Source organism: Catellatospora bangladeshensis (genome assembly GCF_016862575.1).
Taxonomy (GTDB): Bacteria; Actinomycetota; Actinomycetes; order Mycobacteriales; family Micromonosporaceae; genus Catellatospora; species Catellatospora bangladeshensis.
Window position 1 is genome coordinate 1 of the sequence record NZ_BONF01000005.1, and the last position, 26,199, is coordinate 26,199.

At 73.3% G+C, this 26,199-nt stretch carries 18 protein-coding genes; 11 read left to right on the top strand and 7 right to left on the bottom strand.

Annotation, left to right across the window (positions count from 1 at the left end):
• Positions 1–181 precede the first annotated feature (181 nt).
• Together Cba03nite_RS02825 and Cba03nite_RS02830 are read right to left on the bottom strand one after the other, a co-directional pair.
• Positions 182–1,123: a nucleoside triphosphate pyrophosphohydrolase gene (locus Cba03nite_RS02825; protein ID WP_203741435.1), complete on the bottom strand. Its 942-nt coding sequence runs from the start codon at positions 1,121–1,123 to the stop codon at positions 182–184.
• A gap of 2 nt (positions 1,124–1,125) precedes the next feature.
• Positions 1,126–1,770, bottom strand: a complete 645-nt coding sequence (locus tag Cba03nite_RS02830; protein ID WP_203741437.1) for a hypothetical protein — start codon at positions 1,768–1,770, stop codon at positions 1,126–1,128.
• Positions 1,771–1,896: 126 nt separating this feature from the next.
• On the opposite strand from Cba03nite_RS02830, the gene Cba03nite_RS02835 reads away from it, so the two are divergent.
• Positions 1,897–3,069 carry a hypothetical protein gene (locus Cba03nite_RS02835; protein ID WP_203741439.1) on the top strand — a complete coding sequence of 391 codons (1,173 nt, stop codon included), beginning with the start codon at positions 1,897–1,899 and terminating at the stop codon, positions 3,067–3,069.
• 231 nt (positions 3,070–3,300) lie between these two features.
• Here the strand turns inward: Cba03nite_RS02835 and Cba03nite_RS02840 are convergent, their stop codons facing one another.
• The 3 genes from Cba03nite_RS02840 to Cba03nite_RS02850 all read right to left on the bottom strand — a co-directional run bounded on the left by Cba03nite_RS02840 (position 3,301) and on the right by Cba03nite_RS02850 (position 8,051).
• Positions 3,301–3,783, bottom strand: a complete 483-nt coding sequence (locus Cba03nite_RS02840; protein WP_203741441.1) for a methylated-DNA--[protein]-cysteine S-methyltransferase — start codon at positions 3,781–3,783, stop codon at positions 3,301–3,303.
• The gene (gene mfd, locus Cba03nite_RS02845) at positions 3,780–7,337 is read right to left on the bottom strand and encodes a transcription-repair coupling factor (RefSeq protein WP_203741443.1); all 3,558 of its coding nucleotides are present in this window, start codon (positions 7,335–7,337) and stop codon (positions 3,780–3,782) included. The genes Cba03nite_RS02840 and mfd overlap by 4 nt, the downstream gene beginning before the upstream one ends.
• A gap of 243 nt (positions 7,338–7,580) precedes the next feature.
• On the bottom strand, positions 7,581–8,051 hold the full coding sequence (locus Cba03nite_RS02850) for a hypothetical protein (protein WP_203741445.1): 471 nt from the start codon (positions 8,049–8,051) through the stop codon (positions 7,581–7,583).
• 239 nt (positions 8,052–8,290) lie between these two features.
• Between Cba03nite_RS02850 and Cba03nite_RS02855 the strand changes: the two genes are divergently transcribed.
• From Cba03nite_RS02855 to cysC, 3 genes are all read left to right on the top strand, one after another.
• The gene (locus Cba03nite_RS02855) at positions 8,291–9,058 is read left to right on the top strand and encodes an SDR family oxidoreductase (protein ID WP_203741447.1); all 768 of its coding nucleotides are present in this window, start codon (positions 8,291–8,293) and stop codon (positions 9,056–9,058) included.
• Positions 9,059–9,298: 240 nt separating this feature from the next.
• Complete coding sequence (gene ppc, locus Cba03nite_RS02860; protein WP_346111746.1) at positions 9,299–12,109, top strand: phosphoenolpyruvate carboxylase; 2,811 nt, start codon at positions 9,299–9,301, stop codon at positions 12,107–12,109.
• A 233-nt stretch (positions 12,110–12,342) separates the two neighbouring features.
• Positions 12,343–13,863 (top strand): adenylyl-sulfate kinase, encoded by a 1,521-nt coding sequence (gene cysC / locus Cba03nite_RS02865; protein WP_239125418.1) that lies wholly within the window; start codon positions 12,343–12,345, stop codon positions 13,861–13,863.
• 57 nt (positions 13,864–13,920) lie between these two features.
• On the opposite strand, the gene Cba03nite_RS02870 is transcribed toward cysC, so the two are convergent.
• On the bottom strand, positions 13,921–16,287 hold the full coding sequence (locus Cba03nite_RS02870; protein ID WP_203741450.1) for a CBM96 family carbohydrate-binding protein: 2,367 nt from the start codon (positions 16,285–16,287) through the stop codon (positions 13,921–13,923).
• A 258-nt stretch (positions 16,288–16,545) separates the two neighbouring features.
• Here Cba03nite_RS02870 and Cba03nite_RS02875 point away from each other — a divergent pair, with 258 nt between their 5' ends.
• From Cba03nite_RS02875 to Cba03nite_RS02905, 7 genes are all read left to right on the top strand, one after another.
• Positions 16,546–18,237, top strand: coding sequence for a lipopolysaccharide biosynthesis protein (locus Cba03nite_RS02875; RefSeq protein WP_239125419.1), 1,692 nt, complete (start codon positions 16,546–16,548; stop codon positions 18,235–18,237).
• On the top strand, positions 18,234–19,688 hold the full coding sequence (locus tag Cba03nite_RS02880; RefSeq protein WP_239125420.1) for an O-antigen ligase family protein: 1,455 nt from the start codon (positions 18,234–18,236) through the stop codon (positions 19,686–19,688). Before Cba03nite_RS02875 ends, Cba03nite_RS02880 begins: the two co-directional genes overlap by 4 nt.
• A 75-nt stretch (positions 19,689–19,763) precedes the next feature.
• Positions 19,764–21,020 (top strand): hypothetical protein, encoded by a 1,257-nt coding sequence (locus Cba03nite_RS02885; protein WP_239125421.1) that lies wholly within the window; start codon positions 19,764–19,766, stop codon positions 21,018–21,020.
• A 36-nt stretch (positions 21,021–21,056) separates the two neighbouring features.
• A complete protein-coding gene (locus Cba03nite_RS02890) occupies positions 21,057–21,929 on the top strand; it encodes a sulfotransferase (RefSeq protein ID WP_203741452.1) in 873 nt (290 codons plus the stop codon).
• A complete protein-coding gene (locus Cba03nite_RS02895) occupies positions 21,926–23,533 on the top strand; it encodes a lipopolysaccharide biosynthesis protein (RefSeq protein WP_239125422.1) in 1,608 nt (535 codons plus the stop codon). The genes Cba03nite_RS02890 and Cba03nite_RS02895 overlap by 4 nt, the downstream gene beginning before the upstream one ends.
• Positions 23,534–23,579: 46 nt before the next feature.
• Positions 23,580–24,332, top strand: coding sequence for a class I SAM-dependent methyltransferase (locus tag Cba03nite_RS02900; protein ID WP_203741454.1), 753 nt, complete (start codon positions 23,580–23,582; stop codon positions 24,330–24,332).
• Between the two features lies 1 nt (position 24,333).
• Entirely contained in the window at positions 24,334–25,359 is a 1,026-nt protein-coding gene (locus tag Cba03nite_RS02905) for a glycoside hydrolase family 26 protein (protein ID WP_203741456.1), read from the top strand.
• Between the two features lie 197 nt (positions 25,360–25,556).
• On the opposite strand, the gene Cba03nite_RS02910 is transcribed toward Cba03nite_RS02905, so the two are convergent.
• Entirely contained in the window at positions 25,557–26,156 is a 600-nt protein-coding gene (locus tag Cba03nite_RS02910) for a Uma2 family endonuclease (protein WP_203741458.1), read from the bottom strand.
• Between the last annotated feature and the right edge of the window lie 43 nt (positions 26,157–26,199).

The following is a 26,199-nucleotide window of genomic DNA, read 5'->3' on the forward strand; positions in this document are numbered from 1 at the left end:
TCTACCACCCACTTGCCAGGCAAGTCGGGCGATCTTGGCGCGTCGCGCGGCAGGGGCGGCGGCCGGAAGGGCGGCTCGGCGCGTCGCGCGGCAGGGGTGTGGTCGGCGGGGTGGGCAGTGGCGTGCGGGGTGGCAACACAGGGGTTGCGCAGGCAACCGGCGTGTTGCCGCCGTCGTCGAGTCAGGCCCGGTCGGCGAGCGTTGCGGCGTAGCGGCGCAGCTCCTCGCGAAGGGCGGCCTCCGCGTCGGTGTCGGGTCCGGCGGCGGCGACCAGGGCGAGCAGGTGCCCACCGAGCGTGTCGGACGGCTCAGGCAGGGGCAGGTCGTGGCGGCGGATCCGGGTGAGGATCTTCGCCGCGAGGGTCAGCGCGGGCAGCGACCAGGTGAGCCCGTCCAGCGCGGCGTCCCCCGGCGTGCCGGCGTGGCCCTTCTCCTCGGCCTTGATCCGCTCCCAGTTGGCGATGATCTCGTCGACGTCCTCGACCGGGGTGCCGGCGAAGACGTGCGGGTTGCGCCGGATCATCTTCGCCACGAAGTCCCCGGCCACGTCGTCGACGTTCCAGGCGGCGCCCTCCGGCAGCTCCTGGGCGAGCTGCGCGTGGAACAGCACCTGCAGCAGCACGTCGCCCATCTCGTCGCGCAGCGCCGCGTGGTCCCCGGCGACGATGGCGTCGTACGCCTCGTACGCCTCCTCCAGCAGGTACTTCGCCAGGGTGCGGTGGGTCTGCTCGGCCCGCCACGGGTCGCGGGCCTGCAGGCGCTCGGTCACCGCGACCGCGTCCAGCAGGCGCGCGCCGGGCGGGTCCCACGAGCCGTACATCAGCTCCAGCTCGGCCAGGCCGGGCTCGCGCGCCAGGCGCAGCCCCAGCTCCCGGGCGAGGAACTCGTCACCGCCCGGCCCGGCCAGCCACACCGCGACCGGCTGCGCCGCGTCCAGCAGCAGCGCGGCGTTCGGCTCGGGCACGACGGTCACCGCCGCGCCCGAGGTGCGCAGGGCGTGCGTGGTCTCGCTCTCCGCACCGGCCAGCACCGGGTGGGCTCGGACGAGATCCCAGGCGGCGGCCGTGAGCAGCCCCGCCGGCATCCGCGGCGAGGTGACGAGCAGGACTATCCGGCGGGACACCGTCAGCTGTTGGTCACCGCGGTGGACGACTGCTGGCCCAGGTCGGCGGTGACCGCCGGGCCCTGGTTGAACGACAGCAGCGGGATGGCCAGCGTCCGGTAGCGCGGGTTGATGGACACGCCCAGCGACTCGGCGGCCTGCTCCAGCTGCTGGCGCTGCCCCAGCGCGGCGGCGACCTGGCCACCCGCGGCGAGCTGGTCCTTGACCTGGTCGAAGGCGTTCGCCGGGTCGGCCGCGTTGATCGCGCCGACCGCGACGCCGTTGTCGTACACCTCGCGCAGGTCGGCGTCGGTCGGCTGGACCGCCTTGGCCGGCAGGGCCTGCTTGCAGGCCTCCATCCGGGCCTGGATCTCGACCAGCTCGGGCTGGCCGGCCGGCACCTGCGGCGGCGGCACGGTCACCCCGGCGGTCTGCGCGGCGCGCTGGCACACCTTGTCCAGGACCAGGATCTGCACCACCTGCGACCGCTCCGGCAGCTGCTCGGCGGTCATGTTCGGCAGCGCCTTGATCTGGTCGTGCAGCTTGGTGATCTGGTCTTCGGTGATGGTCGTGTCCCCCACGTACGCGGCGACGTTGGGGTTCGACCGGCAGGCGGCCAGGGCCAGCATGGCGGCGACAAGGCCAGCAGCGGCGGTCAGACGGCGCACGGGATCCTCCAGAGACACGCTCTTACCCGGCAACTCTCTCACGAACGGTGTCTCCGGGAGATCTCAGGGTCGATTCAGGTGTTCGGGGGGTCCGTAAACAGGCATCGGCAGGGCAGAATTCCGCCCGTGACGACGCAGACGCTTCCCCGCACCACCTCGGCCTGGGTGGACCTGGCCCGCACGGGGCCCGACGCGGTGCAGGCCCCCGCGGTGGTCGCCGCCGTCTACCGGCTCTGGCTGGCCGCCTTCTTCCTGAAGATGCTCGGCTCGAGCTGGGACATGTCGTGGCACTTCAAGTGGCTGCGCGACGACCTGGCCCCGCCGCACCTGCTCAACACCGCGGGCACCGTCATCGTGGTGGTGCTGGTGCTGTTCCAGGCGTACCACAACGTCGGCGTGGACGCGCTCGCCAAGCGCCTCATGGTCGGCGGCACCGCGACCTTCCTGGTGGCCATCCCGATCGACATCCTGAACCACCGGATCAACGGGCTGGACATCACGGCGTGGAGCCCGAGCCACGCGCTGCTGTACATCGGCACCGCGTTCATGCTCCTCGGCGTCGCGCGCGGCTACTGGATCTCGACGCCGCCGAGCCGGGCGCGCATCCTGGTCAGCGCCGCGATCTGGGGCTTCTTCCTGGAGAACGTGCTCTTCCCGAGCCAGCACCAGGAGTACGGCGTGCTCTCGCTGGAGTCGTGGCGGGCGGGGGCGCCCACCGCCGAGCCGATCCTGCTGCAGTTCGCCGCCGACCAGATCGGCCGCCAGGTCGACGACATCGCCGTACAGGGCTTCGCCCTCCCGGTCGGGCCGGGGGTGTATCCGGCCTGGATCGTCGGCGCGGCGCTGCTGACCCTGGTCGCGGCCCGTGCGCTGATCGGCGCCCGCTGGACCGCCACCGCGATCGCCGCGAGCTACCTGGCGTACCGCCTGGTCATGTGGGGTCTGCTGGCCGGCACCGGCTTCCCGAAGTCCATCCCGCCGTTCCTGCTGCTGGCCGGCGCGATCGCCGTGGACCTGGTGTTCCTGGCCTTCGCCGCGCGCGGCGCGAAGTCGCTGATCCCCCGGCAGGCCGGTCCGGAGCGGGTGGCGGTGCAGAGCGGATCGAGCCTGGTGCCGGTGCTGGCCGTGGCCGTGCTCGGCGCGGCGATCGCCACCGCGGCCACCGCGGGCGCGGGCTGGCTGCAGGACTTCTTCATCGGCACCCCGCCGATCGACTACCCCGCCTACGGCTACGGCTTCGCCGCCCTCGCCGTCGGCTGGGCCGTCATCGCCACCCTCACCCGCCCCCGCCACTCCTGACCGACCGACCGACGCGAAAGGCGGGCAGCCCTCGGGCAGCCCGCCTTTTCCGTGCCCGTCGACACCCGCCCGGCCCGGCGCTCCCGGCCCGTCCGGCCTCCCCATGATCGTCCGACTTGCCTGGCAGACGGGCGTATCTTGAGCGCGCATTCGCCCATGTGCCAGGCAAGTCGGGCGATCTTGGACCCGGATCTTGGAGCGCGGCCCGCGCAGCCTGCGCGGGTGGGTGGGTCAGGCGAGCCAGTCGTGTTCCATGCGGACGCGGGCTTCGAGTTCGAGGAGGTGGCGTTTGGCGGGGAGGCCGCCGCCGAAGCCGACGAGCTTGCCGCCCGCGCCGACGACGCGGTGGCAGGGCACCACGACGCCGACCGGGTTGCGGTTGCAGGCCATGCCGACCGCACGGGCCGCGTCCGGCTCGCCGACCGCGCGGGCGACCTCGCCGTACGTGTGCGTCTCGCCGTACGGGATGCGGGACAGCTGCGCCCACACCGCCCGCTCGAAGTCGCTGCCGCGGCGGATCGACACGGGCACGGTGAACTCGACCAGCTCCCCGGCGAAGTACGCGCGCAACTGCTCGGCGACCTCGTCCAGCAGCGGATCGACCTCGACCGGCACGTCCTGGGCGCCGAACAGCACCCGGCACAGCCCGATGTCGTCGACGGCGAGGCCCAGCGGCCCGACCGGCGTGTCCACCACCGTCCACCGCTTCGTCATCCGAGCACGTCCTTGAGCAGCTGAGCGCACCAGTCGAGCAGCGCCTGGTCGCGCAGCGGCTCGCCGCCGACCCGCCGGGTCATCGGCGTGGGCACGCTGACCTGCGAGTTCGCCGTCTTGTAGACGGCGTCGGGGTGGTAGCGCTTGAGCCGCAGCTGCTTGGAGTCGGGCAGTTCCAGCGGGCTGAACCGCACGTGCTTGCCCTGCAGCGAGATTTCGGTCAGGCCGTACTCCCGCGCGGTCATCCGCAGCTTGGCGACGGCGACCAGGTTGGCCACCGGCGCGGGCGGCTCGCCGTAGCGGTCGGTCAGCTCGGCCACCACCTCCTGCAGCGCCGCCGCGTCGCGGGCCGAGGCGAGCTTGCGGTAGATCTCCAGCCGCAGCCGCTCGGAGTCGATGTAGTCGTGCGGCAGGTGCGCGTCGATCGGTAGATCGATCTTGACCTCGGCGATCTCCTCCTGCGCCGCGCCGCCGCCCTTGAACTGCTGCACCGCCTCGCCGACCATGCGCACGTACAGGTCGAACCCGACGCCCTCGATGTGGCCGGACTGCTCGCCGCCGAGCAGGTTGCCCGCGCCGCGGATCTCCAGGTCCTTCATCGCCACGTACATGCCCGCGCCCAGCTCCGTGTGCTGGGCGATGGTGGCCAGCCGCTCGTGCGCGTGCTCGGTGAGCGGCTTCTCCGGCGGGTAGAGGAAGTACGCGTACGCGCGCTCCCGGCCGCGGCCCACCCGGCCCCGGATCTGGTGCAGCTGCGCCAGGCCGAGCAGGTCGGCGCGCTCCAGGATGAGCGTGTTCGCGTTCGGGATGTCGATGCCGGACTCGATGATGGTGGTGGCGACCAGGACGTCGTACTCCTTCTCCCAGAAGCCGACCATCACCTTCTCCAGCGCCTCCTCGCCCATCTGCCCGTGCGCCGCGACCACCCGAGCCTCGGGCACCAGCTCGCGGATGCGCCGCACCGCCTTGTCGATGGTCTCCACCCGGTTGTGCAGGTAGAACACCTGGCCGTCGCGCAGCAGCTCGCGGTGGATCGCGGCGGCGACCTGCTTGTCGTCGTACGCCCCGACGTAGGTCAGCACCGGGTGGCGCTCCTCCGGCGGGGTGGTGATCTGCGACATCTCCCGGATGCCGGTGATCGACATCTCCAGGGTGCGCGGGATCGGCGTCGCGGACATGGTCAGCATGTCCACGTTGGTGCGCATCTCCTTGAGGCGCTCCTTGTGCTCGACGCCGAAGCGCTGCTCCTCGTCGACGATGACCAGGCCGAGCCGGTTGAACCGGGTGCTCTTCTGGATCAGCCGGTGGGTGCCGATGATGATGTCGGCGCGGCCCTCGGCGGCCATGTTCAGCGTCTCCTCGGCCTCCTTCGGCGTCGCGAAGCGCGACAGCTGCCGCAGCACCACCGGGAACTGCGCCATCCGGTCGGAGAACGTGTTGTAGTGCTGCTGCGCCAGCAGCGTCGTCGGCACCAGCACGGCCACCTGCTTGCCGTCCTGCACCGCCTTGAACGCCGCCCGCACCGCGATCTCGGTCTTGCCGTAGCCGACGTCGCCGCAGATCAGCCGGTCCATCGGGGCCGACTTCTCCATGTCGGCCTTGACCTCCTCGATCGCCGACAGTTGGTCGGGGGTCTCCTGGTACGGGAACGCGTCCTCCAGCTCGCGCTGCCAGGGCGTGTCCGGGCCGAAGGCGTGGCCCGGCGCGGCCTGGCGCGCGGCGTAGAGCTGGATGAGCTGCGCGGCGATCTCCCGGACCGCCTTGCGGGCGCGCGCCTTGGCCTTCTGCCAGTCCGCGCCGCCCATCTTGTGCAGGGTCGGCTGCTCGCCGCCGACGTAGCGGGAGAGCTGGTCGAGGGCGTCGGTGGGCACGAACAGGCGGTCGCCGGGCTGGTTGCGCTTGCTCGCGGCGTACTCGATGACCAGGTACTCCCGGTCCGCGCCGTTGACCTTGCGCTGCACCAGCTCGACGTACTTGCCGATGCCGTGCTGCTCGTGCACCACGAAGTCACCGGCGCGCAGCTCCAGCGGGTCGATGGTGTTGCGCCGCCGCGACGGCATCCGGCCCAGCTCGCGGGTGCCCGTGCCGCGCCCGCCGGAGATCTCCGCCCCGGTGATCACGGCGAGCTTGGCGGCCTCGTCGACCAGGCCCTGCCGCAGCCGGCCGCAGCTCACCACGACCTGGTTCGGCTCCGGCAGGGAGCTGATCCGGTCGGCGAGCACCGCGCCGACCCCGGCGTCGCGCAGCACCTCGACCGAGCGCTGCGCCGGGCCGTGCCCCTCGAAGACCAGTGCCACCCGCCAGCCCTCGGCCAGCCAGCCCTTCACGTCGGCGACCACCTTCGCGGTGTCGCCGTGGTACACGGTCGGCTGGGTCGCCGCCCAGGTCAGCACGGTGCCGGTGTCCGGCGCGACGTCGACGGCGGGCGCGTCCCGCCACGGCTCGTCGACCGGCCGCTCGGTCTCCACCAGGCCGAACGGGGACAGGGTCCACCACGGCAGATCCAGGTCGGCGGCGTGTTGGCGTACCTCCGCCAGGGTCTTGAACGCGGCCGCGCCCAGGTCGATGGGGGCCTTCGCCCCGGCGGACGCCGCCTCCCAGCCCGCCTGGAGGAACTCCTCCGAGGTGCGGAACAGGTCGTGGGCGCGGGTGCGGATGCGCTCCGGGTCGGCCAGCAGCACCAGCGAGTCGGCGGGCACGCAGTCGAGCAGCAGCTGCATCGAGTCGCGGCCGTGGTGCAGCGCGGGCGACAGCGACTCCATGCCCTCGACCGGGATGCCCTCGGCGAGCTTGGTGAGCATCTCCTCCAGCGCCGGATACTGCTCGGCCAGCTCCGCGGCGCGCTCCCGCACGTCCGGGGTGAGCAGCAGCTCGCGGCACGGCGGGGCCCACAGCCGGTCGGACTTGTCGATGGTGCGCTGGTCGGCCACGGCGAAGGTGCGGATCTCCTCCACCTCGTCGCCCCAGAACTCGACCCGGGACGGGTGCTCGTCGGTGGGCGGGAAGATGTCCAGGATGCCGCCGCGCACCGCGAACTCGCCGCGCTTGGTCACCAGGTCCACCCGGGCGTACGCGAGATCGTGCAGCGTGTGCGTCAGCTCGTCCAGCGGCGCCGCCGTGCCCGGCCGCAGGTCCACCGGCTCTAGGTCACCGAGCCCCTTGAGCTGCGGTTGCAGCATGCTGCGCACCGGCGCGACGATCACCCGCAGCGGCCGCCCCTCGGGGTGCGCGAGCTGGCGCAGCACCGCCAGCCGCCGCCCGACGGTGTCCGAGCGCGGCGACAGCCGCTCGTGCGGCAGCGTCTCCCAGGCCGGGTACACCGCCACGGTGGCCGGGTCGAGGAACTCGCCGAGCGCCTCGGCCAGGTCCTCCGCCTCCCGGCTGGTCGCGGTCACCACCAGCACCGGCCGCTGCCGCGCTGCGCCCGCCACCAGGAACGGGCGGGACGACGCGGGCGCGGTCAGGTCCAGCTGCGGCTCGGTGCGGGCCAGCGCGACGGCACGGGCCAGCGCGGGGTCGGTCAGTGCGGCTTCGAGGAGTCCGGTGAGGTTCACGGTGAGCGCCTTCCCGCCCGGTGCGCACGGGCCGTGGCGGCCACGGCGAAAGCCCCGCAACCAGGCAGGTACGGGGTTCCACCGCAGAGCCTACCCCCGATGCCCGACCCACCCGCCAGGACTTTCCGACGCGCCGCCGGCACCCCGGGTGGCGTCGCCCGCTGGGCCTGCACTTTCGGGGAAACTGCAGCTCCGGCGGCCGGAATCGGTGCGGTTTCCCCGAAAGTGCGGGCCCGGACGGCGTCAGGCGCAGAACTTGTCGATCTCCGCGCCGGCCTTCTCGATCTCGGAGCCGTCCATCATCGTGTCGGCGTCGTCGATGGTCTTCATCTTGGCGGCCTCGGCCTTCAGCGCCGTGGCGAACGCCTGGATGCCGGCCTTCAGCTTCGGGTCCTCCGCCTTGGCGGCCTCAGCGGCGATGCCGTCGGCCCACTTGGTGAAGACCTTCTTCATCGCGTCCACGGTGGCCTTGTCGATCTGCGCCTCGGTCGTCTTGCCCTTGACCGCGTCGGTCACCGCCTTGGTGGTCTCCGCCTCCAGCGTCTTACCGGCGAGCACCTCCTCCAGCGCCCCGCACACCTGCTTGGTGTTGGCGGAGTAGTCGGGCGCGGCGGAGGACGCGGCGGGCGCGGCGCCCGGGTCCGCGGCGGAGCCGCAGGCGGCGGTGGCGAGCAGCGCGCCACCGAGGACAACGGCCGCGAGAGCACGTCGCATGAGAGGTTCCTCTTTCCGTTCGGAATAAGCCTCCGGCCCGGAGGATCCGCAGTGGGCGGCCGGGCGGGGCGGGGTACGCCGAGAAGCCTGCGGCAGGCCGCTGCCGGACCGCTGCGCCGCCGCTGCCCGGCCGCTGCCACGCACTGCCGAGCGGCTGCCGTACGCGCTTGACCTGCGCTTACGTTATGTAGATGGAATCCACGTAGATTCCATCTACATAACGTGGTTATGGTTCAGCGATGATTGGCGATCTTGGCAGTCGGCCCGTGGCGCTGGTGACCGGCGTCGGGCGCAGCACGAACATCGGGGCGGCCGTGGCCCGGCGGCTCACCGCGGACGGATACCGCGTCATGCTCACGGGCCTGCCGTCGTACGACGCCGAGCAGGGCCTGCCCGGCGGCGACCCCGCCGCCCTCGCCGCCGAACTCGGCGCGTTCTGGCACCCCGCCGACCTGACCGCGCCCGGCGGCCCGGAGGCGCTGGTCGCCGCCGCGATCGAGCGCTTCGGCGGGCTGGACACGCTGGTCTCCTGCCACACCTACTCCACCCACACCCCGCTCGGCGAGCTGGACCCGGCTGAGATCGACCGGCACTTGACCGTCAACGTGCGCGCCAACATGCTGCTGGTGCAGGCGTACGCCGCCGCGCACGCCGACGCCCGGCCGGGCCGGATCGTGCTGTTCACCTCGGGGCAGCGGCTCGGCCCGATGACCGGCGAGCTGGCGTACGCGGCGAGCAAGGCCGCCATCGAGTACCTGGCGCGCGACTTCTCCGTGCTGCTCGCGCCGCGCGGCGTCACCGTGAACGCGATCAACCCCGGCCCCAACGACACCGGCTGGGCCGATCCGGAGACGCACGCCTGGGTCCGCGACCGCTTCCCCGCCAAACGCTGGGGCACCCCGGACGACACCGCCAAACTCGTCAGCTGGCTCTGCTCCCCCGAGGCCGACTGGATCACCGGCCAGATCATCGACTCCGCCGGCGGCTGGTCCCCCCACAACGCCTGACCGCCTCCCGCGGCCGCGCGCCCACCCGACCCGGCCCGGCCGCTTGATCATCCAACTTGCCAGGCAGGTGGGCGTATCTTGAGCCCGGATACGCCCACCTGCCAGGCAAGTCGGATGATCATGGCGGGAAATGATCGCGAAATATGGGATGGTCCGCGTCACAGGGGCGGATAGGGGGCGGGGGCAGTAGCATCCTGCGCAGGACAGCGCTGTCCTTCGGACCCACGGAAGGAACGCGCGGTGAGTGAGCTGACCTATCACCCGGACGTCGACGGCGCCTCGGCCGACGCGGACGGCGCGGACGCCGCGCTGCGGGCCGACATCCGCCGCCTCGGCGGCCTGCTCGGCCAGACGCTGGCCCGCCAGGAGGGCCGCGGCCTGCTCGACCTGGTCGAGGAGGTGCGCGCGCTGGTGCGCAGCGACGCCGACACGGCCGCGGTCAAGCTCGGCGGCCTGGACGTCTCCACCGCGACGCTGCTGGCGCGGGCCTTCTCCACGTACTTCCACCTGGCCAACATCACCGAGCAGGTGCACCGGGCGCGCGAGCTGCGGCGCCGGCGCGCGGTGGTCGGCGGCTGGCTGGACGGCGCGGCCAAGCTGATCGCCGAGCGCAACGTGCCGGCCGCCGAGATCGCGGCGGCGGCCCGCCGGCTGGCGATCCGGCCGGTGTTCACCGCGCACCCGACCGAGGCGGCGCGCCGCTCCATCCTGACCAAGCTGCGCGGCATCGCCGACCAGCTCGACGGCGAGTTCGCCGCGTCGGCCCTCTACGGCGAGACCGCGACCAACGACCGCCGCCTGTCCGAGCTCCTCGACCTGCTGTGGCAGACCGATGAGCTGCGGCTGGACCGGCCGGACCCGACCGACGAGGCCCGCAACGCCGTCTACTACCTGCGCGACCTCTACGACGACGCCGCCCCGCAGGTGCTCGACGACCTGGCCGAGACGCTCAAGCGGCTGGGTGTGGACACCGCGCCGACCACGCGCCCGCTCACCTTCGGCACCTGGATCGGCGGCGACCGCGACGGCAACCCGTACGTCACGCCCACGGTCACCCGGGACGTGCTGCTGCTGCAGCACGAGCACGGCATCCGCGCGGTCGAGGCGGCGCTGGAGCACGTGATCAACGAGGTGTCGGTGTCGCGCCGGCTGCGCGGGGTGTCCCTGGACCTGTCCGCCAGCCTGGCCAAGGACCTGGACGCGCTGCCCGAGGTCGGCGAGCGCTTCCGCCGCGTCAACGCCGAGGAGCCGTACCGGCTCAAGGCCCGCTGCATCCGGGCGAAGCTGGCCAACACCCGCGCCCGGCTGGCCCACGGCACCGAGCACCAGCCCGGCCGCGACTACCGCGGCACCCGCGACCTGATCGCCGACCTGGAGCTGATGCGGGCCTCGCTGGCGCGCAACGCCGGGCAGCTCACCGCGGTGGGCCGGCTCGCCTCGGTGATCCGTACGGTGAGCGCGTTCGGCCTGCACCTGGCGACGATGGACGTACGCGAGCACGCCGACGCGCACCACGCGGTGCTGGCGCAGCTGTTCGCCCAGGTCGGCGAGGTGACCAACTACGCGTCGCTGAGCCGCCAGGAGCGGATCGCGCTGCTGGCCAAGGAGCTGACCGGGCGGCGGCCGCTGTCCAGCGTGGACAGCCCGCTGACCGACGCGGCCCGCAAGACGTTCGACGTGTTCGGCACCATCCGCACCGCGCAGGAGCGCTTCGGCGAGGAGGTCGTCGAGTCGTACATCATCTCGATGACCCGGGGTGTGGACGACGTGCTGGCCGCGGCGGTGCTCGGGCGGGAGGCGGGCCTGGTGGACCCGCACGCGCCGCGCGCCTCGGTCGGCTTCGTGCCGCTGCTGGAGACCGTGGCCGAGCTGCAGGCCGGCGGGCAGATCCTGGACGAGCTGCTCAGCCTCGCGCCGTACCGGGCGCTGGTCCGGGCGCGCGGCGACGTGCAGGAGGTGATGCTGGGCTACTCCGACTCCAACAAGGAGGCCGGTATCACCACCAGCCAGTGGGCCATCCACAAGGCACAGCGCGCGCTGCGTGACATCGCCGCCAAGCACGGCGTCCGGCTGCGGCTGTTCCACGGCCGGGGCGGCACGGTCGGCCGCGGCGGCGGCCCGACCCACGAGGCGATCCTGGCGCAGCCGTACGGCACGCTCGACGGCGCGATCAAGGTGACCGAGCAGGGTGAGGTCATCTCGGACAAGTACACGCTGCCCGCGCTGGCCCGGGAGAACCTGGAGCTGACCGTGGCCGCGGTGCTCCAGGCGACGGTGCTGCACACCACCCCGCGCCAGCCGGAGGAGGCGCTCGCGGGCTGGGACCGCACCATGACCATCGTCTCCGACGCGGCCTTCGTGAAGTACCGCGAGCTGGTGGAGAACCCGCAGCTGCCGGAGTACTTCTGGGCGGCGACGCCGACCGAGCTGCTGGGCGCGCTGAACATCGGCTCGCGCCCGGCCAAGCGGCCCGACTCCGGCGCGGGCCTGGGCGGCCTGCGGGCCATCCCGTGGGTGTTCGGCTGGACCCAGACCCGCCAGATCGTGCCGGGCTGGTTCGGCGTCGGCACCGGCCTGGCCGCGGCGCGCGAGGCGGGCCTCGGCGACCACCTGCGGGAGATGTTCGAGCGCTGGCACTTCTTCGGCACGTTCCTGTCCAACGTGGAGATGATGCTGGCCAAGACGGACCTGGCCATCGCCCGCGGTTACGTGCAGACGCTGGTGCCCGAGCCGCTGCGGCCCATCTTCACCACCATCGAGCAGGAGTACGCCCGCAGCGTCGCCGAGGTGCTGGCCGTCACCGGGGAGTCGGAGCTGCTGGAGTCGCAGCCGGTGCTGCGCCGCACGCTCGGGGTGCGCGACAGCTACCTGGAGCCGCTGCACCACCTCCAGGTGGCGATGCTGCGGCAGTACCGGGACGCGGGCCTGCCCGGCCGGGCGGTGTCCACGGCGCCCGGCGGCCGGCGCGCCCCCACCACGGATCCGACCCTGGAGCGGGCGCTGCTCACCACCGTCAACGGCATCGCCGCCGGGATGCGCAACACGGGCTGAGGATCATCCCTTCGGCCACCCAGGTTGCGCTCAACGGTTTCACAGGTGGGCGCAACATGCTCGAAATCGCGGCACGATCTCATCGACGGGGTGATGCACTCGACCGCGGTGCGCGCTACTGCCACACTTGTCACCTGCGGAACGTGGTGAGGTGCTCGGCGCGCCGTGACGGCGGCGGCGAGCGAGGCGAAGTGACGCCGTGCGGGGCCGGCGCTGGGGAGGCAGGAGCGGACGTGAGCGAGCGGAGCGAACGGGTGATCGGAGACGAGGCGCTGCGTGGGGCACCCACGTGGACCCCGAACCCGACCGAGCTGTCCGACCTGGAGCTGCTGCTGGCGGGTGCGTACGAGCCGCTCGGCGGCTTCCTGGGCCGGGAGGACCTGCGCTCGGTGGCCGCCACCGCGCGCCTGGTCGACGGCCGGGCGTGGCCGCTGCCGGTGAAGCTCGAGGTGCCCGCGGGCATGCTGGACGGTATCGACGTCGCCGACGCGCCGCCGCTGGTGCTGACCGACGCCGAGGGCGCGCCGATCGCCCGGCTCGACGTGGCCGAGGTGTGGCCCGTCCGGGAGGGCTGGTCCGGCGTCGCCGGCGAGGTCCACCGCTACGGCGACGGCGGGCGGGCCCCGTTCGCGCGCCTGCGGATGCCCACCGACGTGGTGCGGAGCCAGCTCACCGCGCAGCGTGTGCTCGGCTTCTTCGCCGACCGCCCGCTGCACCGCCCGCAGCTCGCCCAGCTCAACCACGCCGCCCGGCAGCTCAACGCGCAGCTCGTGGTGCTGGTGCCGGTCGGCGTGCCGGGGCCGGACGGGCTGCCGTCCGAGGCGCTGGTGCGCTGCGTGCTGGCCGCCCGCGACCGGATGAACGAGCCGGTCATCGTGGCCGTGCCGCTGACCAGCCGGGGCAGCGAGGTCACCGACGCGCTGATCCGGGCCCGGGTCGCCGCCGCGTACGGCGTGACGCACCTGCTGGGCACGCCCACCACGCTCACCGGCGCGGGCCCGCGCGTGCTCATCCCGCGCGAGCTGGTCTACGACAGCCGGGACGGGCAGTGGCGCGACCGCGACGAGGTGCCCGAGCGGTTCGAGCGCATCGCGCTGACCGACGAGGAGATCGCCGGGCTGCTCGACGACGGCCTGCCGCTGCCCGAGTGGCACACCCCGCCCGCGGTGGCCCGCGAGCTGTCCAAGGCCCGCCCGCCCCGCCGCCAGCGCGGCGTGGTGCTGTTCTTCACCGGCCTGAGCGGCTCGGGCAAGTCCACGGTGTCCCGGGGCGTGGCCGACGCGCTGCTGGAGACCGGCGAGCGCAGCCTGACCGTGCTCGACGGCGACGTGGTGCGCCGCGAGCTGTCCGCCGGGCTGGGCTTCAGCAAGGCCGACCGGGACCTGAACATCCGCCGCATCGGCTGGGTGGCCGCGGAGACGGCCCGGCACGGCGGCATGGCGATCTGCTGCCCGATCGCGCCGTACGCCAGCGCGCGGGCCACGGCGCGGGCCATGGCCACGGCGGCGGGCGCGGACTTCGTGCTGGTGCACGTGGCGACGCCGCTGGAGGTGTGCGAGCAGCGCGACCGCAAGGGCCTCTACGCCCGCGCGCGGGCCGGGCAGATCACGGGGATGACCGGCATCGACGACCCGTACGAGGAGCCCACCGACGCCGAGCTGGTGATCGACACCTCGGAGGGCACCGTCGACGACGCCGTCGAGACCGTGCTGGCCTTCCTCGGCGAAGAGGGCTGGATCAACCCGCGCAGCTGAAGACGTTAAGAAGGGCACCTTCTACAACGCATAGCGTTAAGAAGGTGCCCTTCCTTTTCAGCGGGTGTAGCCGGCGGAGGTTCCGGTGACGATGTCGAAGGCGGGGTGCCTGCTGAACTCCTGGAAGGAGCTCAGGCCCTCGCGGGTCATGTCGATCATCGAGCTGCGGCCCTCCTCGGCGCTCGGCGACTCGAAGTAGACCAGTGCCTTGAGGCGCGGGAACAGTTCGAGCTGGAGGCGGGCCGAGTCGAAGAACCTCGCCTGGTGCTGCGGGTTGCTGCGGGAGTGCCAGACACCCCACTCGCCGAGCATGAGCGGCTTGTCCGGGAAGGACTGCGCGGCCCAGTTGTAGAAGCCCGGCCAGTCCTTGCGGCTGCCCGACTTGCGGTTCATCATCTCCGCGAAGTCGCCGTAGCCGTAGCCCGGGTCGCTGTAGGCGTACGTGTCCCAGGCGACCCAGTCCACCACGTCGTCACCGGGGTACAGCTCCTCGAACCAGTCCTTGACGTTCCACGGCACGAAGGCCATGTAGCACATCACCGAGACCAGGTTGTCCACCCCGCGGGCGCGCAGCCCGGTGACCACGTACCGGAACGCGGCGGCGTAGTCCCGGGCGGTCATCCCGGAGCCGGGCCGCGGCACGACGTCGTTCTCCGGCTCGTGGTGCATCGTGAAGAAGAACGGGTCGGTCAGCGAGCCCTTGATGTGCGCGGCGAGCCGGTCCAGGTAGGCGTCGGTGCGCCGGTCCCCGGCGGCGATGCCCGCCCAGCTCACGTTCTGCGGCTTCCAGTTCAGGAAGAGCACCCGCTTGTGCGCCGGGTCCCGCGTGATGGCCAGCTCCTCGGCGGTCGGGAAGAGCGAGGTGCCGCGGTGGTACGCGTGATAGACGACCTGGAGCCGGTTGGTGCGCCGTTCGAACTCGTGCAGCGCCTGGATGCGGTTCTGCGAGGTGTGCGCGCCCGGCGCCACGCCCCACAGCGCGCCGCAGGTCGGCACCAGGGTCCGGCCGATGACGCAGTCCACCGGCGCGTTCGGGTCCCCGCTCGGCGACGGCTCGGCCGACGGCGCGGTGGACGGGCTCGGCGGTCCGGGAGCCGGGCTCGGCTCGGCCGTGGGCGAGGCGCCGGCGCTCGGCGCCGTCGACGGGCCGGGGTCGCTCGGCGACGGGCCGGGCTCACCGGGCAGCGGGCTCGGTTCGACCGGGTCCGGGCTGGGCTCGCCGGGCAGCGGGCTTGGATCCACCGGGCCGGGGCTCGGCTCGGTGCCGGGCTCGCCCGGGAACGGGCTCGGGTCCACGGGATCCGGGCTGGGCTCCCCGGGGAGCGGGCTCGGATCCACCGGCTCGGCACCGGGCTCACCGGGGGCCGGGCTCGGCTCTGCCGGGCCGGTGCTCGGCTCGCCGGGACCGGGCTCCCATGGCAGCGGGTCCGGGCTCGGCTCGGTGCTCGGAGCTGGCTCCTCGGGGAACGGGTTCGGCTCCGGGGACGGGCTGGGCTGCTCACCGGGCCGCGGGCCGGGTGCGCTGGGGACCGGGCTCGGCACGTCCGGCGCGGGACCGGCTGGGTACGGGCTGGGCCGGTCCCCCGGCTGCGCGCCGGTCGGGGCGGCACTGGGCTGCGTCATGGGCGACGCGCTCGGCGACGCGCCGGTCTCCTGGCCGGAGCCGCCGGCCGGGTAGGGACTCGGCCGCACGGGCACGGACGGGGACGGCGTGCCGGTCCACGGCTGCTCGCTGGGCTCGTATCCGGAGCCCGGCCAGGGCGTGGTGCTCGGCCGCACGCCCGGCGACGCCGACGGGGTGGCCGACGGCCCGTCCACCGGCGGGGGCAGCACGGGGCGCGACGGCGGGTCCCACTCGAAGGTGATGGTCGGCGCGCCGGTGGTGCTGCCGTGGGCCTCGGCCGCGACGAAGCGGGCGGCCTCGTTGCGGAACGGCGCGGTCACCGCGAACGCGTATCGCCCGGAGCGGCGGATGACCCGGGTCACGTCGAAGGCGACCGCGCGGTCGAAGCGGCCCGGGGTGGCCCCGGCGACCACGTCGCCCAGCCGGGGCGCGGTGCCCGCGGTGATGGTGCCCTGGTGCCACCGGGTGTCGGGCACCCGGCTCAGCTCGATGATCCCGGGCAGGGTGCCGCTGTGGCGGCCGAGCCAGAGCCAGACCTTCCGCGGCTGCTTCCCGGCCGGCATGGTGACGTCGAACTTGAGGTAGCTGACCGCGGCGCCGCCGTCGTAGCCGCCCGCGGTGAGGTAGACCTGCGTGCCCGCGGTGACACCCGGGCTGGTGCTGACGGTGTAGGAATCCTCCGACACCGGGATGCGCGCGGGCGGCGGGGTGAGCCGTCCGGCGAGCAGTCCCAGCAGCACCGCTGAGGCCAGCGTGGACATGGTTACGGTGACCGCGATGCCGACTCGGCTTCTGCCCATGGTCGCCCCTTCCCCCGAAGAGCGGGCACTCAGAAAATATTTGTCCGTTTCTGCGTACCCTCTGAGGCATCATAACCGTTGTGTCTTGTTTGCGGAGTTTCAGACCGAGAACACTGTTACATCTTGTTTGACCTTGACCCTAGCCGCCACCTGCTATAACACCAGCTCAGGCGGTATGGGCCGATATGCCTAGTTACGTCGTTACCGTCGCGGCGTTGACCTCACCGGACGCATACCGCCGGAGAAGGGCCACACGCAGTGGACGCGACATACGCCGGGCCACCCCCCTCGACGTACGACATGACCGACTACCTGGGCCTCGTCGCCCGGCACTGGTGGCTCGCCCTGCTGCTGACGCTGGCAGGCACCGCCGGCGGCGCGGCCTACAACGAGTCGCTGCCGCGCGAGTACGTCTCCACCGCCTCGGTGCTGGTGCGCCCGGCCGGGCTGGACGCCAACGTGGCCGGCGGGCGCACCCGTGACGAGATCAACCTGGACACCGAGGCCCAGCTCATGCGCTCGACCGCCGTGGTCGCCGGGGCGGCCAAGCTGCTCCAGCGCGAGGACGTGGACACGCTGGCCGCGGCGGTGTCCGTCGAGGTGCCCGCGAACACCGCGGTGCTCCAGATCAAGTACGCCTCGGACTCGCCCGAGCAGGCGCAGGCCGGGGCGACCGCGTTCGCCAAGTCGTACCTGGCCAACCGCGAGGGCAACGCCAAGGCGGAGCTGAACCGGCAGGCCGACGCGCTGCGCGACAAGATCAAGGACCTGACCGAGGACCTGACGAAGATCAACGGCAAGCTGTCCGGCGTCAACCCGAAGAGTTCCAGCTACGCCACCCTGGACAGTCAGCGCGATACCACGGTCACCCAGATCAACCAGCTCAACAACAAGGTGAACCAGCTCGCGACGGAGACGGTCAGCGCGGGCGCGGTCATCCGCGAGGCCCGGGTGCCGAGCCGTCCGGTCAAGCCGACCGCGGCGGTCAACTACGCCGCCGGGGCGCTGCTCGGCCTGCTGGCCGGGCTCGGCGCGGCGGCGCTGCGCGAGCGCCTGGACCGCCGCGTCCGGGGCGGCCGGGACCTGCTGCGTAGCAGCGTCGACGTGCTGGGCGTGGTGCCCGGCAAGGGCTCGGCGTGCACCGAGGTGTTCACCCCGTTCAGTCCCGGCGGGCGGGCCTTCAACCGGCTGCGCAACGAGGTGGTGGCCGCGTTCCGGCCCGGTGAGCAGGTCGTCGTGGTCACCGGCGCGAGCCGCGGCCCGGCCGCCACCCTGGTCGCCGCGAACCTGGCCGCCGCGCTGTCGCGCACCGGGGCCGAGGTGGTCATCATCGGCGCGCAGCTGCCCGACTCGCTGACCGAGGCCGCGCCGCTGGCCAAGCTGCTCGGCGTCGCGCCCACGCCCGGCCTGTCCGACGTGCTCGCGGGCCGGGTGAGCCTGGCCGAGGCGACGCAGCGCGCGGCGCGTACCCCCTCGCTGCACGTCATCACCACCGGCGGGACCGCCACCGCCGCCGGGCTGCTGCAGTCCCACGCGCTGCGCGACATCGTGGCGACGCTGCGCGCCCACGCCGACTACCTGGTGGTCGAGGCGCCGTCCACCGCCACCAGCGCCGACGCGCAGAGCCTGGCCAGCCTCGCCGACGCGGCGATCCTCGCGGTGGAGACCCGCCGCACCCGGCGGCCCGAGGTCGCCGACGCCGCCGAGCAGCTGCGCCGGGTCGGCACCCCGCTGCTCGGCGCGGTGATGATGCCGCGCCTGTCGCACCGCGCCCGCCGCGGCGGGGACACCGTGCCCGCGACCGACGAGTCCCCGGCCCGCCCCGCCGAGGAGACGCCGGTCGACGGCAGCAGCAACGGGCACAAGCCGCACGCCGACGAGCAGACCATCATGCTGGCGCCGCTGGACGCCTCCGCGCTGACCGAACTCGACGAGGCCCAGCGCTCATGACCGTGGTCGCCCGCGCCGCGGTCCGCACCCCGGCGCAGCCGGGCGACGCCGTGCCCCCGCCCCTGGCCGCCGGGCCGGCCGGGCGGGTCCGGCGGCTGCTCGGGCCGGCCTGGCCGCTGACCGCCCTGCTCGCGCTCTATCCGCTGTGGTGGGCGCTCGGGCTCGGCGTGCTGATCTTCCCGATCATGGCGGTGCCCATGGCGTGGCAGCTGTTCCGCCGCCACGCGTCGGGCATGCCGGTCCGGCTGCCCCCGGCGTTCTGGCTGTGGCTGGTCTTCTGCGGCGTGGCCGTGGCCGGGTTCGCCGTGCTCGACGTGGACCCGGCGGGCACGGTGCCCGCCTCGTTCGGTGAGCGGATCACCGCGCCCACCTACAAGCTCGGCCAGTACGCCGCGCTGACCGTGCTGCTGGTGTACGCGGGCAACCTGTCCCCGGCCGTGCTGTCGCAGCGGCGGCTGGTGAACCTGCTCGGCTGGCTGTTCGCGGTGACCGTGGCGGGCGGGCTGCTCGGCACGTTCGCCGGGCACTTCGAGTTCACCTCGCCGGTGGAGATGTTGCTGCCGGACGGCGTACGCGGCAAGGGCTTCGTGAAGTCGCTGGTCCACCCGTACGCGGCGCAGATCATGGAGCTGGTCGGCGATCCGGCGCCGCGCCCGGCCGCGCCGTGGGGCTACACGAACACCTGGGGCAACAACTTCTGCCTGCTGGTGGTGTGGTTCGCGGTGGCCGTGTTCGGCTACCCGACCCGCACCCGGGACCGGGTGCTGGCGATCGGGCTGCTGGCCGTGTCCGTGGTGCCGGTGGTGCACTCGCTCAACCGCGGCCTGTGGATCGGCCTGGGCGCGGCGGCGGTGTACGTCGCCGTGCGCCAGGCGCTGGCCGGGCGCGTCCGGGCGCTGGCCGCGCTGGGCGTGGTGCTGGCCGGGCTGGCCGTGGCGCTGGTCGCGACCCCGCTGGGCGGGGTGATCGAGCGGCGGCTGGACAACGGCAAGTCCAACGGGGTGCGCATGTTCCTCACCGAGCACGCGGTCGCGGGCTTCCAGGAGTCGCCGGTGCTCGGCTTCGGCTCGACGCGCAACACGCAGGGCGGCCGGCAGTCGATCGCGGTCGGCGAGTCGGCGGCCTGCGAGCGCTGCGGCAACTTCACCGTCGGCGGCAACGGCCAGCTGTGGCAGCTGCTGTTCGCGCACGGCGCGGCGGGCACCCTGGCCTACTTCGGCTTCTTCGGGTACGGGCTGTGGCGCTTCCGGCGGGACCGCTCGGCGATCGGGCTGGCCGCGTCGGCCGCGATCGTGGGCTCGTTCCTCGCGGCGCTCTGGTACAACTCGCTCGTCACGCCGCTGGCCTTCACCTTCCTGGGATATGTGCTGCTGTGGCGCAACTCCCGCTTCCAGATCGTGTCCCGCTCCGTTGAGCCCCTGGGACATAACGGACACCAGCGGAGGAGCTGACGTGCGCGAGAGCATGGGCGAACCGACCACCGGGCTCCACCGCCGGACGGCCACGGCGTGCGGCGAGGTGGCCGCGTGACCGCGCTGGACACGCCCGCCGGGCAGCTCGCCCCCGGGGACGCGCAGCTGCGCGGGCAGTACCTGCGCGAGGTGCTGGAGCTGCTCTACCCGGGCTGCTCGACCGCCGCGCCGGGCCGCCGGGTGGTCGAGTACCTCGCCATCCCCGACGCGCGCCGCTGCAAGCTGCTGGTGCCCACGGCCTCGCGCCGGGTCGCCGCCGCCGCGGTGCGCCGCTTCTCCGAGCCGCAGGGCCGCATCGGCCGCATCAAGCGCGACGCCGTCGCGATGGCGCTGCACTCGGGCGCGTGGACCGCGCTGGTCCGCGACCGGGTCCGGCTGACCAGCCCGGACACCGGCGGCGACACGGTCGACCGCTTCCTGTCCGAGGCGCTGGGCACCCCGCTGCACGTCAGCATCCACATCGGCCCGGCCCGCGCCAACCGCAAGCCGGTGCTGCAGCTGCTCGACCCGCGCGGGCGCACCATCGGCTTCGCCAAGTTCGGCGTCGGCCCGCTCACCCGGCGGCTGGTCCGGGCTGAGGCCGCGGCGCTGTCCGCGCTGTCGCACGTCCGGCTGCCCGAGGTCGTGGTGCCGAGCATCCTGCATGCCGGGCAGTGGCGCGGCCTGCAGGTGCTGGTCCAGTCGGCGCTGCCGGTGTGGCAGCCGCGGGTGCCGCTGTCGGCGGCCCGGCTGCAGCGCGCCATGGCCGAGGTGGCCGGTGCCTGCGGCCTGAGCCAGGGCTGGCTGGCCACCAGCCCGTACTGGGCGGACCTGCGCAACCGGCTCTGCCAGCTCGTCGCGGACACCCCGGCGGGCTCCGGCCGGGCCGCGACCGAGGTGGCGCAGCTGTTCGAGGCCGCGCGGGCGCTGGTCGAGCACGCCGCCGAGCTGAACCTGCGCTACGGCGCCTGGCACGGCGACTGGGCCCCCTGGAACATGGCCAACGTCGAGGACGCCCTGCTGATCTGGGACTGGGAACGGTTCACCCCCGGCGTGCCGCTCGGCTTCGACGCCGTACACCACGACCTGCAGCGGCAGATCCAGGCCGGGGTGGACGCGCAGGCCGCGGTCGAGGCGACCGTACGCCAGGCCCCGGCGCTGCTCGAACCGTTCGGGGTGGCGCCCGGCAGCGCCGAGATCACCGCCCTGCTCTACCTGGTGGACCTCGCCACCCGCTACCTCGCCGACCGGCAGGCCGAGGCCGGCGCACGCCTCGGGGTGACCGGCACCTGGCTGCTGCCCGTCCTGATCCGCAAGGTCCGGTCGCTGTAAGACGGGGCACGCCCCACCCATACGCATGGAGAGCAAGTGAAGACGTCGAACGTGCCGGAGTCGGTCAAGCGGGTCGTGCACATCGGATCCCGCTCGGTCGGCTGGATGACCGCGGGCGCGCGCATGCTGCCGTCGTTCCTGATCTGCGGCGGGCAGCGCTGCGGCACGACCTCGCTCTACCGGGCGCTCGCCGCGCACCCCGCGATCCTGAAAGCGGTGCTGCACAAGGGCGTGCACTACTTCGACACCAGCTACCACCGGGGCGGGGCCTGGTATCGGGGGCACTTCCCGCTGCGGCGCACCGCCGCCCGGGTCGAGCGCGAGCTGGGCGTGCCCCCGCAGACGTTCGAGTCCAGCCCGTACTACCTGTACCACCCGCACGCCGGTGCGCGGATGGCCCGCGACCTGCCCGGCATCAAGGTGATCGTGCTGGTGCGCGACCCGGTGGAGCGGGCCTACTCGCAGCACGCGCACGAGGTGGCGCGCGGCTTCGAGACGGTGAGCGACTTCGCGCAGGCGCTGGACCTGGAGCCGGCCCGGCTGCGCGGGCAGCGCGAGCGGCTGCTCGCCGACGAGCACGCGTACTCCTTCTCGCACCAGCACCACGGCTACCGCTCGCGCGGCGAGTACGCCGTCTACCTGCGCCGGATGGCCGAGCATGTGGGCCGGGAGCGGATGCTGGTGGTGGAGAGCGAGCGCTTCTTCACCGACCCGAAGCCGGTGTACGACAGCGTGCTGGCGTTCCTCGGGCTGCCGCACCTGAGCTACCCCGAGTTCGAGCAGCACAACGCCCGCCCGCGCAGCGCGCCGATGCCCGCCCGGCTGCGCGCCGAACTGGTCGCGCACTACGCCCCGCACGACACGGCGCTGGCCGAGTGGCTGGGCCGTACGCCGAGCTGGCGCGCGTGACCGGCCCGATCACCACCGCCCCCGGCCCGGTCATCCCGGCGCAGGCGGCGCCCGCCCCGGCCGACGGGGCCGCGAGCCTGTCCGGCTTCGCCCGGGGCGGCGTGGCCAACCTGGCCGGGGCGGCGCTCGCGGCGGTGGCCGGGGTCGGCGTGACCTGGCTCGTCGCGCGCGGGCTCGGCCCGCACGCCGCCGGCTCCTTCTTCGCCGCGACAGCCGCGTTCGTGCTGGTCGGCGGGTTCGCCCGGCTCGGCACGACGACCGCGCTGGTGTACTGGCCCGCCCGGCTGCGCGCGCTGGGCAGGCCCGAGCTGATCGGCCCGTGCCTGCGCAGCGGCCTGGTCCCGGTCGCCGTGCTCGGCGTCGCGCTGGGCGTGGCGGTCTGGCTCGGCGCGGCCCGGTTCGTGCCGGACTACGCCGCGCCGCTGGCCGCGCTGGCGCTGTTCCTGCCGGTCGTGGCGCTGTCCGAGGCGCTGCTGGCGGCCACCCGGGGCTATCGCATGATGCGGCCGACCGTGCTGCTGGAGAAGATCATGCGCCCCGCCGTGCAGCTGCTCTTCGTGGGCGGCCTGGCCGTGGCCGCGCTGCTGTCGGGCACCGGCGCCGCCGCGCAGACCTGGGCGCTGGCCTGGGTGCTGCCGTACGTGCCGGTCGCCGCGATCGCCGGGTTCCTGGTCTGGCGCAAGTGGCACCACGAGCCCACGATGACCCGCAGCGAGCGGTCCGCCGCCCGCATCGAGGGCCGCCCGGTCGCGGGCGCGTTCTGGCGGTACACCGCCCCGCGCGCGCTGGCCAACGCCGCGCAGACCGCGCTGCAGCGGGTCGACGTGCTCATGGTCGCCGGGCTCGCCGGCCTCGCTCCGGCCGCCGCGTACGCCGTCGCGGGACGCTTCGTCGTGCTCGGACAGCTCGCCAACGGCTCCATCGCGCAGGTCGTGCAGCCGAGGCTGGCCGAGACGCTGGCCGTCGGCGACCACGCGGGCGCGCTGCGGCTCTACCAGACCGCCACCGCCTGGCTCGTGCTCATCAGCTGGCCGCTGCACCTGGTCGTGGCCACCTACGCCGACCTGTACCTGGGGCTGTTCGGGCCCTCGTACACCTCCGCCGCGCCCGCGGTGCGGGTGCTGGCCGCCGCGATGCTGATCAGCACCGGCTGCGGCATGGTCGACATGGTGCTGTCCATGGCCGGGCGCACCACCTGGAACCTGATGAACGTGCTGCTGGCGCTGGCCACCATGGTCTGCATCGACCTGCTGACCATCCCGCACCTGGGCGTGCTGGGCGCGGCGATCGGCCTGGCCGCCGCGGTCGCGGTCAACAACCTGCTGCCGCTGGCGCAGCTGTCCGGCTCGCTGCGGCTGCACCCGTTCGGCACCGGTACGCGTACCGCGATGGCGCTCGCCGCCACCAGCTTCGGCGTGCTGCCCTGGCTGGTCCGCCTGGTCGTGCCCAGCCAGCCCGTCGGCGCCGGGGCCGCCCTCGTCCTGGCCACCGGCGTCTACCTCGGCGGCCTGCGCCGCTACCACGACCGGCTCGGGCTCCGGGCGCTGCTCAAGGCCGCCCGCCCCGGCCGCCGCAACACCGACCAGGCCGCTACCCAGGGGTAGCGGGGCAAACGCACCGAGTACGAACAGAAAAGGACCACGAACCAGCATGCGCGCCGACTACACCGAGATCTTCCAGGACGAGGCGACGGTCGAGAAGTACGAGCACGTCGTATACGCCCCGGACAGCTATTCCTCGGCGATAAATCGGCGCCAGCGCGCCTACCTGCGGCGCCTGGCCAAACGGGCGTTCCCCTACCGGCGCCCGGTGCAGCACGACTTCGCCTGCGGCACCGGCCGCGCCATCCGCATCCTGCACGGGCTGGTCCGCGGCGCGCACGGCTACGACACGTCGGCCGCGATGCTGTCCAAGGCCGAGGAGGTCGGCGCGTACGCCGAACTGCACCTGGTCGAGGCCGCGGGCGAGGTGCCCGAGCCCGCCCCCACCGAGATCCCGGCCCTGGTCACCATCTTCCGGCTGCTGCTCAACGTGGACAACGAGGTGCGCGAGCGGGCCATCGCGTTCGGCGCGAAGGTGCTGCCCAACTACGACGCCGGGCTGCTCGTGGTGGAGAACCACGGCAACCGCCACTCGCTGCGCCACCTGCGCCACCAGCGGCACGCGGGCTCGCCGTGGTTCGCCGAGCTGGACCACACCGAGGTCGCCGAGCTGCTCGACCGGCACGGCTTCACCATCGTCGAGCAGCGCGGCTTCGCACTGTTCACGCAGGGCTGGTACGGCCGCCGCGGGCTGCGCACCCTGGCCCGCCTCGTGGACGACCTCGTCGCCCGCACCGGCTGGGGCGGCACCTGGGCCGTGAACGTGCTCTACGTCGCCCGGCGCACCCGGAACGTCGACTGACATGCCGGTCGGCCGAGGCGGCGCAGCGGGCCGCCTGCTGCGGATCCTGTCCGGGGTGGCCGCCGTGGCTCTGCTGGCCACGTGCGGCTCCCCGCCCCGGGCCGACCGGGGCATCGCGGTCGCCCCGTCCGGGCCCGCCGGCACCCGCCCGCCGCTGGCCTCCGGCGGCCCGGTCGCCGCGCCGCCGTCCGGAGCGCTGCTCGGGGCCTGGGTGCGGCCGGCGAGCCTCACCCAGGCCGGGCGGGTCACCGGCGTGCTGGACTTCGAGCGCGACCTCGGCCGCAGGCTGGACATCGTGCACACGTACCGGCGGCTGCGCGAGGAATTCGGCACCAGCTCCGACCGGACCTTCCTCAAATCCGGCGCCACCCTGATGTTCAGCTGGACCGGCGGCCCCAGCGCCGAGGTGCTGCTCGGCGAGCACGACGAGCTGATCCGCGAACGTGCCCGCCAGTCCCGCGACCTGGGCACGCCTGTGCTGCTCCGGCTCCGCTGGGAGATGGACCGCCCCAACCTGCTCGCCGAGGTCGGCTCCCCCGACGAGTACGTCGCCGCCTGGCGGCACACCCGCGAGCTTTTCGCCGCCGAGGGCGCGGACAACGTCTCCTGGGTCTGGTGCCCCACCGAGCAGGGCTTCGCCACCGGCCGCGCCCAGGACTTCTACCCCGGCGACGACCAGGTCGACTGGACCTGCGCCGACGTCTACGCCGGCAGCACCCTGACCCCCATCGCCGACCTCCTGGAGCCCTTCCTCCACTGGGCCGCCGCCCGCCCCCACCCCATCATGATCGGCGAGTACGGCGTCTCCCGCGCCTGGACCGCCCCCCAGCGCGCCGACTGGCTCTCCGCCGCCCACCACGTCTTCCGCACCAACACCCAGATCAAAGCGGTCCTCTACTTCGAATCCAACCCCGACAACCGCACCCCCGCCGGCGAGTTCGCCCTCCGCCCCGACCCCACCCCCTTCGCCGCCTTCCACACCACCGCCCACGACCCCTGGTTCAACCCCCACCCCGAACCCCGTTGATCATGAACTTATGGACGTGTTCGACGGCGTGTCCCGACCCTGTCACCGTGATCGCCGGCGCGAACGGTGGTCCCACCCGCGTAGCAACGGTGGAGATCGCTGTCTTGTGTCAGAAGGTGCAGCTGGGCTGCATCTTGTGACATGAGCTGGCGATCATGAGGCGGTGGGCGGCACCCCGCGCCCACGGAGACAGTTCTTCAGCGGGCGAGCAGGTCCGCCGGGTCGAAGTCGGCGGCGAAAGGCTCCGCCATCTGCATACGCTGGCCGGACACTGCCCGGGTGACCAGCTCATACCGGCCGTCGACCAGGCGGCGCAGCTCCACCACGGCGAGATCCCGGGCGTCGTCGAGCTCGACGGTCATGAACCAGGCGATGCCCTGCTGCAGGCAGGCGGCGGGCTTGTTGACGTGGTCCCGCCGCACGCTCGACGGGCTGACGAACTCGACCACCATCACGCAGTGCTCGGCAGCCACCCAGGTGCCGCGCTGCGGGCTGTCCAGCACCGTCAGATCCGGCTGGATCCAGCGGTCGAGCGCACCCATCGTCAGGGTGACCGTGCCGTAGACGTAGTAGCCGGCTTCCCGTGCGCCTGCGCGAAACGCCGCAGCCAGCTCGATCGCACCGTATGAATTGCGTGCGGCCTCGTATGGAGACATGAACAGTTTCCCGTCCCAGCACTCGTACTTCACCAGAGGAAGTCCCGGGATGGGCAGGTAGCGCTCGGCCACCTCGACGGTCCACATGCCATCAAGATCGATCAACGGATCGAACGGGTGGCCACTCTCCACGTCCGTCACCTGCTGATTCGCAAACCTCTCGACCGTTGCTGCAATATCGATC

Bases quoted from the DNA above. Each gene is read 5' to 3' on its own strand.
- Cba03nite_RS02840 (WP_203741441.1), bottom strand. From the start codon at position 3,783: ATGACGAAGCGGTGGACGGTGGTGGACACGCCGGTCGGGCCGCTGGGC.
- Cba03nite_RS02850 (WP_203741445.1), bottom strand. From the start codon at position 8,051: ATGCGACGTGCTCTCGCGGCCGTTGTCCTCGGTGGCGCGCTGCTCGCC.
- Cba03nite_RS02855 (WP_203741447.1), top strand. From the start codon at position 8,291: ATGATTGGCGATCTTGGCAGTCGGCCCGTGGCGCTGGTGACCGGCGTC.
- Cba03nite_RS02870 (WP_203741450.1), bottom strand. From the start codon at position 16,287: ATGGGCAGAAGCCGAGTCGGCATCGCGGTCACCGTAACCATGTCCACG.
- Cba03nite_RS02880 (WP_239125420.1), top strand. From the start codon at position 18,234: ATGACCGTGGTCGCCCGCGCCGCGGTCCGCACCCCGGCGCAGCCGGGC.
- Cba03nite_RS02900 (WP_203741454.1), top strand. From the start codon at position 23,580: ATGCGCGCCGACTACACCGAGATCTTCCAGGACGAGGCGACGGTCGAG.
- Cba03nite_RS02905 (WP_203741456.1), top strand. From the start codon at position 24,334: ATGCCGGTCGGCCGAGGCGGCGCAGCGGGCCGCCTGCTGCGGATCCTG.